Source organism: Kitasatospora aureofaciens, assembly GCF_019192735.1.
GTDB lineage: Bacteria > Actinomycetota > Actinomycetes > Streptomycetales > Streptomycetaceae > Kitasatospora > Kitasatospora aureofaciens_A.
Genome location: NZ_JAHTKP010000125.1, coordinates 1 through 7,401 on the forward strand (window position 1 = coordinate 1; position 7,401 = coordinate 7,401).

Consider the following 7,401-nt stretch of genomic DNA (forward strand, 5'->3'; position numbering starts at 1 on the left):
CACCCTCCCCCTCACCCCAGGGGCCGGACAGGGACCACCGGGATGACCCCGACAGGGCCCGCGCCCGCGCGAACCGCGTGGCACGGGCCCTCTCGCGGTTCCGCTGCCCGCCCCGCGCCGCCCGCCCGTCGGGAACGGCCGATTCCGGCCCCGGATCCACTTTCCGTGTCAGAGCCACGGAGCGTCACCGCAGCCGCGATCATGCACGGTCGTGGGTGCCCCTCTCCTCCAGGACCTCTGGCTCCACCAGGCCACCGATGTCGCGCCCGACAGCATCACCGTCCGTGCCGAGCGCGTGACCATCAACGCCGCGACGACCACAGATCTCAGGGCGCGTGGAGGATGGAGCCCAGGCGCAGGCCAGCGAGCCGCCGATGAGTCCGGGCAGCAGGCCCAGGAAGAAGCCGCCGAAGTTGGCGACCGGCACGGAGAGCAGTGAGAGCAGGATCGCCGCGACCCCGGCGAAGACCCGTACCTGCTGCTGGAGCCAGAGCGTGACACCCAGCGTGATCAGCAGGCTCCCAATGAGGAGTGAGCCCGCGCCCGCAGTGGTGGAGAGCGCCAGGCCGAGACCGCCCAAGCTGAGGTGGGTGTAGGGGAAGGGGAAGTAGAGGATCGGCAGGCCGCCGCCGAGCGTCAGCAGGCCGGCCCAGAAGGGGCGGGTGCCGCGCCAGACCCGGAACTCCCGCCGGGCCGTGGCGATCGCCTCGCGCGGCCGGGACCACGGGGCCGTGGTTCTGTTCCACACGTGGCAACTCCCTGTGCTGTCAGTGGGATTGACGCAGGTCATCGGGGTGTCGGGCCGGCGGGTCAGAAGCACTCGTCCCGGCCACGGACCAGCGACACGCCCAGCCCGGGAACATCGAAGCTGCCGGCCGCCACCGCGACCGCGGTCACCCGCAAGTCGGTCAGGTTGATCGAACTGGCTTGCTGTGCCGGGCTGTTGGGATTGAAGAAACGCGAGTCCCGATCGCCCCGGCTGATTTCGCCTTTGGTGAGCGCTCCGGCGGCGACCCCGATGTCGATGCGATGGGCGCTCGACTGGTCGGCCGCCAGGTGCTTCGCGTCGACGAAGAACCCCTTCACGGTGGCCGCTCGCTTGCCACCGGTGAGCCGCAGCGTGAAGGGGCCGAGCACCGGGATCGGGAAGACGGCGGACTGGCAGAGCCCGTGGATCGTGGCGGACTCGAACCCCGTCACCATGACCGGCACCGGGTCGTGCTCGCGGGTGAGGTCCACCGTGCCGTACAGGCTGAAGCCTTCACCACGGAGCTCGTCGGCGGAGAGCTTGAACTCCTCCCCGGAGATGAGGAACGACGCGGCGAGCGCGTTCTCGGCCACGCCGGCGGCGAGGGCCGCGGTGGCCGCGAGACACGGCAGCAGGATGACGGCGAAGCGCTTCCAGCGGGTCCTGCCGAAGCATTGCGACATACCGTCTCTCTCTGACGTGGACCGTGACTCCCGGGCGCCCGTGCGATCGGCCGGGAGCGGGCGCAAGGGACACCGCACCGACTGCCCGAGATCGGAAAAGGACCGAACACGGCCGATCATGCGATGCAGGACATGGCTCTGCAAACCATTCGCGACCACATTGACGACCATGTTGCCGCGCATCACTCCAGCGGCCCATCGGCCACGGCACAGGGGCTCTCTGATCAGCGCCGGTGGGATCAGTGGGAGCATCCGATTCGGCAGAGCCGAGAGCGCCGAGGCGATGCTGTGGTGACCGATGACCAGGCCATGAGCCGCCGACGGACCCGGCAACTCGGGGTCGAGGACCGGGCGTCGACCGGTTCCTGGCCGGGAGTCAGAATGGCAGGTTCATCGATGCATCCACCTTCGCGCAGCCGGTCGCCGGCCTGGCGCGCGTCGCGACGACCGCGTGGCGCCAACGGTCGGTCACGGTCCGGTACATTCGCGGGTCGGGCGGACTTGACGTGGCACAGGCGGCCCGGCCACGGCAGGCTCCCACACCCCCATGGGGTAGCGTGACGCGGTTGACGGCCGCAGCACGACGGCTCGCCGCACGCAACTTCTTGGCTTGAGTTCAACCAAAGATTTGGCATCATTTTGCCGAGGATTTTGCCAGATGGCTCATCAATTGCGGTATTCTGATCAGATTTTCATCTTCACTCTTCCCGGATTGTGCTTGCCGATCCCATCGCTCGGATTGACGATGGTCTAAGGGGGAATCGTAGGAAGGTTTGATCATGGCACTCCTCGAAAACCTCCGTGACCTCGGCAGGTTCCGTGACCATGGCGGGGACCACGGCGACGGCTACGGTGATTACCGTGGCTTCGGCGAAGGAGACCGCGGTGGCTACGGCGGCTACGACGAGGGCGACTACGGCGGCGGCTACGGCGAGGGCGACCGCGGCGGCTACGGCGACCGTGGCGGCTACGGCGGCTACGGTTACTGACCGACGCAGTAGCTGAACGCTTCCAGTCCGTTGTGACAGCAGGCCGGGCATGTTTCGTGCCCGGCCTGCTGTTCGCCCGCCCGGCCCGTCCGGCCCACGCCACCCGGCGGGTTCCAGGCTCGGGGCGGGGTTCCGCGGGGTGACCGGTGCCGGGCAGCAAGCGGGAAGACCGTGAGATGACGCGAAAACGGACCCTTCGAGAGGCTCTGCGAGGGCTAGTAGTCGTCGAGAGCTCCGACGCCCTGGTCGCCGCCGCACCGCCGGTCCCGCTCCGGGAGATCTTCCGGCGCTTCTGGCCCTACACCAAGGGCGGCCGCCACTGGCTGGTGGTGCTGCTGGTCCTGGTCGCGGTGGGCCCGGCGATCGAGGCCGCGGAGATCTGGCTGTTCAAGATCGTGATCGACGAGATGCTCATCCCGCACAGGCTGAGCCTGTTCGTGCCGATCGCCTCCGCCTACGCCGGGCTGGCCCTGCTCTCCGGAGTGCTGGGCTTCGCCCGCCGGGTGACCTCCACCTGGGTCAGCGAGCGCTTCCTGCTCATCCTGCGATCGGACGTGTTCCGGCACATCCAGGGCCTGTCACTGGGCTTCTTCGAGCGGCGGCGGCTCGGCGACGTGCTGTCCCGGGTGACCGGCGACGTCGACGCGGTCGAGACCTTCCTGCTCTCCGGGATCGTCAGCGCGATCGGCCAGGTGGCGCGGCTGGGCATCTACGTCGGCCTGCTGCTGGCGCTGCGCTGGGACCTGACGCTGACCGCGCTGGTCGCCGCGCCGCTGTTCTTCCTCACCGCCCGCCGCTTCGCCAAGCTGATCCGGGCGGCCTCGCGCGAACGCCGCCGGCGCGGCGGTTCGATCAGCGCGGTCACCGAGGAGGCGCTCGGCAACATCGCACTCGTCCAGGCGTACAACCGCCAGGACTGGGAGCACGACAGGTTTCAGCGCGAGAGCATCGGCCGGTACCACGCCGCGATGGCCTCCACCCGGATCGGAGCGCTCTACGGACCGACGGTCGAGTTCATCGAGCTGCTCGGCGGCCTGGCGGTGTTGGGGCTCGGGACCTGGGAGCTGGTCCGTGGCCGGCTCACCCTCGGCGGCCTGATGGTCTTTCTCACACTGCTGAGCCGGCTCTACGGCCCGATCCGGGGCATGTCCGGGCTCGGCAACACCTTCTACAGCGCCTCCGCCGCCGCCGAGCGGATCATCGAACTGCTCGACCAGCGCCCGCAGGTCGCCGAACCCCCCACCCCGCGGGCGATCGGCCGGGCCCAGGGCGGGATCGAGTTCGACGACGTGACCTTCAGCTACCCGGAGGCGGCAGCGCCCGCGCTCTCCGGGGTGTCCTTCAAGGTGGCGCCGGGGAGGACGCTGGCCCTGGTCGGTGCCAGCGGCGCGGGGAAGTCCACCGTCGCCAAGCTACTGCTCCGCTTCTACGACCCGACCGCCGGCGCGGTCCGGCTCGACGGTGTCGATCTGCGCGAGCTGTCGCTCACCGAGCTGCGCGAGAACGTCGCCGTGGTGCTGCAGGAGACCCTGGTCTTCCACGGCACCGTCCGGGAGAACATCGCGTACGGGCGCCCGGAGGCGACCGAGGCCGAGATCCTGGCGGCCGCCAGGGCGGCGGACGCCCACGGGTTCGTCAGCCTGCTGCCCGACGGCTACGACACCGTGGTCGGCCAGCGCGGACGACTTCTCTCCGGCGGCCAGCGCCAGCGTCTGGCCATCGCCCGTGCGATGATCCGAGACGCGCCCGTCCTCGTCCTGGACGAACCCACCACTGGCCTGGACGCCGAGTCGGCCCGCCGGATCATGGGCCCGCTGCGTGTGCTGATGACCGGCCGCACGACGATCATCATCTCGCACAACCTGCTCACGGTCCGCGACGCGGACCAAATCGTCCTGCTCGAACAAGGCGGGCTCGCCGCCCACGGCACCCACGAGGAGCTCCTTGCCCACAGCCCTGCCTACGCCGGCCTCCACCGGCTCCACCACCCACGGGGCGAGTCGGTGAAGATCGTCCCCTGAGCCCCCGACCCGCCGCATCGACGGCCGCGCTACGCACCCGACGGGCACCGCCCCCTCGTGGTCACCCTCGCAGCGGTGTTAGAAGATGGACGCATGGTCGAACATGCCGACCGATCCCGGACCGTATCGAAGCAGTCGCTGATCGCGAAGAGTCTTCTCGGCAAGATTCCTCGAAGCGTTGCCGGACAGCTGTTCGTACTGCAGGTCGCGGTCGTGGTGCTGCTCGTCCTCGGGGCGATCCTGGCGCTGGTCCTCGAATCGCGGGCCGCCAGCGAGACGGAGGCCCGCAATCGATCGGTGGCCGTCGCGGAGACGTTCGCGCATTCGCCCGGCCTCCTCGAGGCACTGAAGTCGCCCAATCCGACGGCGGTGCTCCAGCCGCTGACCGAGGTGGCGCGCCAAAAGGCCGGCGTCGACTTCATCGTGGTCATGAACGACCAGGGGATCCGGTACACGCACCCCCTGCCGGATCGGATCGGGAAGCAGTTCGTCGGGACGATCGGCCCTTCCCTGGCCGGCCACATCTACACGGAGAGTGTGTACGGCCCGCTCGGCCATGAGGTCCAGGCGATCGTTCCCGTCACCGCCCCCGACGGATCGGTCGCGGGCCTGGTGTCGGCCGGACTCAAGGTCAAGAACGTCACCACGGCCGGCAATCGGCAGCTGCCCGTCATCCTGGGTACCGGCGCCGCGGCATTCACGGTGGCCACCACCGGGACCGCCCTGGTCTTCAGACGGCTGAAGCGCCAGACGCGCGGCCTGGGGCCGGCCGAGATGACCCGCATGTACGAGCACCACAACGCCGTCCTCCACGCGGTGCGGGAGGGCGTGGTCATCGTCGCGCAGGACGGACGGCTGCTGCTGGCGAACGACGAGGCGGAGAAACTGCTGGGACTGCCGGCCGACGCGGAGGGCCGGATGGTGGGCGAACTGCGGGACCTCGACCCGGACACCGCAGAGCTGCTGCTGTCGGGCAGAGTGGCTACGGACGAGGTGTACCGGTCGGGCGGGCGGCTACTCGCGGTGAACCAGCGGCCCACGGACCGCCACGGCGGCGCGATGGGAACGGTCGCAACGATCCGCGACTCCACGGAGCTGCTGGCGTTGGCCGGCAAGGCCGAAGTGGCCGGCAGACGCCTCGCCCTGCTCTACGAGGCCAGCATCGGCATCGGCACGACGCTCGATGTGGTGCGCACGGCCGAGGAGCTCGCTCAGGTCGCTGTTCCCGGCTTCGCGGACTTCGTCACCGTCGACCTCGCCGACCCGGTCCTGCGGGGCGACGAGCCCACCGGCGCCCGGATGGACCTGCGCCGCGCGGCCGTCCACGGAATACGCGAGGACCACCCCTTCTACCCGAGCGGCATGCTGATCGCCTTCATCCCCTCGACCCCCCAGGCCCGGGGTTTCGACAGCGGCCGGTCGCAGGTGGTGCCCGACCTGTCCGTTGCCCGCGGCTGGCAGGCCCAGGACCCCGAACGGACCCGGCAGGTCGTCGAGTACGGTGTCCACTCGCTCATCGCCACTCCTCTGAAGGCACGCGGCATCATCCTGGGCGTCGCCAACTTCTGGCGGTCACGGAAACTCGAACCGTTCGACGACGAGGACCGGTCGCTGGCCGAGGAACTGGTCGCGCGCGCCGCGGTCAGCATCGACAACGCCCGTCGTTACACCCGCGAGCACGCCATGGCCGTGACGCTGCAGCGCAGCCTGTTGCCGCGTGCCCTGCCGGAACAGAACGCCCTCACCGTCGCGCACCGCTACCTGCCCGCACAGTCCGGAGTGAGCGGCGACTGGTTCGACGTGATATCGCTGCCCGGCAGCCGGGTCGCCCTCGTCGTGGGCGACGTCGTCGGCCACGGGCTGCACGCCGCGGCCACCATGGGGCGGCTGCGCACCGCCGTGCACAACTTCTCGACCCTCGACCTCCCGCCGGACGAGCTGCTCGGCCACCTCGACGAGCTGGTGAACCGCATCGACCAGGAGGAGGCCGAGACCGGCACCGGCGTCACCGGAGCCACATGCCTGTACGCGATCTACGACCCGGTCTCCCAGCTCTGCACCATCGCGCGGGCGGGACACCCCCCGCCCGCATTGGTCGGGCCCGACGGCAGCGTCGTGTTCCCGGAGCTTCCGATCGGCCCACCGCTGGGAACAGGCGGGATGCTGTTCGAGACGGCGCAGGTGCACCTGGCCGAAGGCACCCAGATCGTCCTTTACACCGACGGGCTGATCGAGGAACGCACCCGGGACTTCGATGTCGGCATGGAACTCCTGCGCGAGGTGCTCTCGCAGCGCATCCGGGAGCCCGAGGAGCACTGCCAGGCCCTGCTGGACGGCCTGCTCCCGGCCCATCCGCAGGATGACGTGGCGCTGCTGATCGCGAAGACCCGGGTGCTCGGTACGAACCGTGTCGCCGATCGGGACGTGCCGTTCGATCCGGCCAGCGTTGCCGACGTGCGTGTGTGGGCCACTGCGAAGCTGGACGAGTGGGGCCTGGCCGATCTGGCGTTCGGTACGGAACTGGTACTCAGCGAACTGGTCACCAACGCCATCCGCCACGGCTCGCCGCCCGTACGGGTGCGGCTGCTGCGCGACCGCAGCCTGATCTGCGAGGTGGCCGACGGCAGCAACACCTCCCCGCACCTGAAGTACGCGGCGATCACGGACGAGGGCGGCCGCGGGCTGTTCCTGGTGGCGCAGCTCACCGAACACTGGGGCACCAGGTATACCCCTCAGGGCAAGGTCATCTGGGCGGAACAGGCGTTCCCCGTCCCGGACGGAAGTCCGGACGGGGGCTGAAGGCAACCTCGACGGCCCTTCCCGATCGCCGGCGGACGCCCGTTCGCCACCCGGCGGATCTCCTGGCTGACGGCGGAGGGGCGGGCAGCGACAACGCATGGCTGACGGCCTGCTCTCCTGACGGCGAAGGGCGGTTTCGCGTCGTGCGTACGACGCGAAAC

Annotated in this window: 5 protein-coding genes; 3 read left to right on the forward strand and 2 right to left on the reverse strand. The window is 69.8% G+C overall.

The window, feature by feature from the left end; all coding sequences use genetic code 11:
• Positions 1-199 precede the first annotated feature (199 nt).
• A complete protein-coding gene (locus KV557_RS43875; protein ID WP_308130313.1) occupies positions 200-748 on the reverse strand; it encodes a DUF6114 domain-containing protein in 549 nt (182 codons plus the stop codon).
• A gap of 62 nt (positions 749-810) precedes the next feature.
• Positions 811-1,614, reverse strand: coding sequence for a DUF6230 family protein (locus KV557_RS41105; protein WP_218207206.1), 804 nt, complete (start codon positions 1,612-1,614; stop codon positions 811-813).
• Positions 1,615-2,210: 596 nt separating this feature from the next.
• Here KV557_RS41105 and KV557_RS41110 point away from each other — a divergent pair.
• The 3 genes from KV557_RS41110 (at position 2,211) to KV557_RS41120 (ending at position 7,240) form a co-directional block, all read left to right on the forward strand.
• Complete coding sequence (locus KV557_RS41110; protein WP_218207207.1) at positions 2,211-2,420, forward strand: hypothetical protein; 210 nt, start codon at positions 2,211-2,213, stop codon at positions 2,418-2,420.
• Between the two features lie 176 nt (positions 2,421-2,596).
• On the forward strand, positions 2,597-4,441 hold the full coding sequence (locus KV557_RS41115) for an ABC transporter ATP-binding protein (protein WP_218207208.1): 1,845 nt from the start codon (positions 2,597-2,599) through the stop codon (positions 4,439-4,441).
• 93 nt (positions 4,442-4,534) lie between these two features.
• Positions 4,535-7,240 (forward strand): SpoIIE family protein phosphatase/ATP-binding protein, encoded by a 2,706-nt coding sequence (locus tag KV557_RS41120; RefSeq protein ID WP_218207209.1) that lies wholly within the window; start codon positions 4,535-4,537, stop codon positions 7,238-7,240.
• Positions 7,241-7,401: the final 161 nt, after the last annotated feature.